1 protein-coding gene and 1 other annotated feature are annotated in these 1,323 nt (G+C 61.9%); the gene reads right to left on the bottom strand.

The features are described from left to right. Positions 1 to 41: 41 nt before the first annotated feature. A protein-coding gene (locus CEF10_RS16665) for an IS3 family transposase (RefSeq protein ID WP_101069286.1) occupies positions 42 to 1,273 on the bottom strand; the annotation gives its coding sequence in 2 pieces (ribosomal slippage) (positions 42 to 976 and positions 976 to 1,273; 1,233 coding nt in all). Continuing rightward, positions 867 to 983: a sequence feature (AL1L pseudoknot), on the bottom strand. It overlaps the preceding gene by 117 nt. Positions 1,274 to 1,323: the final 50 nt, after the last annotated feature.

The raw sequence follows: 1,323 nt of genomic DNA, 5'->3' as shown, positions 1-1,323 counted from the left end.
TGAACCGCCCCGGGTTTCCGAGAGGCTTCTTTGTTCAAAACCTACGCGGCTTTTTCAAGGGTGTTCATCTGTGCGTAGAACGCCTCCTCCACTTCTTGCGGCGGCCTATGACCGATGGCGCTGTGTAGCCGCTCGTTGTTATACCAGCTGACCCAGTGCAGGGTCTCCCACTCGACTTGTGCCATGGATTTCCACGGGCCGAGGAAGTTGATGACCTCGGTCTTGAACAGGCCGATGATGCTCTCGGCCATGGCGTTGTCATAGCTGTCGCCCACGCTGCCCACCGAGGTGTCGATGCCTGCATCCGCCAGGCGCTCGGTGTAGCGGATTGACAGATACTGGCTGCCGCGGTCGGAGTGATGGATCAACCCGCCGCCTGTTGGGCACCGCTGGCAGATCGCCTGGTTCAGGGCGTCCAACACGAAGCCCGTGGTCATCGATGTCGAAACGCGCCAGCCCACGATCTTTCGGGCGAAGACATCGATGATGAAGGCCACGTAGACCATTCCCGCCCATGTCGACACATAGGTGAAGTCCGACACCCAGAGCTGATTGGGCATGGCCGCCACGAACTGCCGGTTGACCTTGTCATCCGGGCAAGGCTGCGCTGGATCGGGGATGGTCGTCTTCTTCTGACCTCGCACAACCCCTTGTAATCCGTGAAGATGCATGAGCCGCTCCACGGTGCAACGCGCGATGTCGTGCCCGTCACGCCGAAGCTGATGCCAGACCTTGCGGGCACCGTAGCGCCCCCGGCTCTTGCCGTGGGCTGCCTTGATCTTCTCGAAATCCTGCACGTCCTGCCGGGCACGGTCCGAGGCCAGCTCGAGATTGCGGGCGATGGCGGCATGACGGTGAAAGGTTGCCGGGGCGATCGGCAGAACACGGCAGATCGGCTCGACCCCGAAAACTCCACGATGCTTCTCGATGAAGGCGATCATTTGCGGAACGGGCGGTCGAGCTCCGCCTGGGCAAAATAGGCCGACGCCTTCTTCAGGATCTCGTTGGCCGTGCGCAGTTCCCGGTTCTCGCGCTCCAGCTCCTTGAGCCGCGCCCGCTCGTCCGTGGTCAGACCAGCGCGCTCACCAGCATCTCGTGCCGCCTGCAAGCACCAGGCCCGCAAAGTGTCGTGGGAGCAGCCAAGCTTCGAGGCGACTGCCCGGTAAGCGGCGTTGTCGCTGCTGTAATCGGACCGGTGTTCGCGATACAGACGAACGCCGCGCTCGCGGAACTCGGCCGTGTATGTCGGGGTGTGCTTCTTCTTCGATTCCATAACGGTCATCCTCTGAGAGTTTTACCCTCTCGGAAACCCGGGGCGGTTCA

This window comes from Roseovarius salinarum, assembly GCF_002834145.1.
Lineage (GTDB): Bacteria > Pseudomonadota > Alphaproteobacteria > Rhodobacterales > Rhodobacteraceae > Roseovarius > Roseovarius salinarum.
The sequence above is the reverse complement of the archived record's forward strand: the minus strand, read 5'-3'. Positions and strand labels throughout refer to the sequence as shown.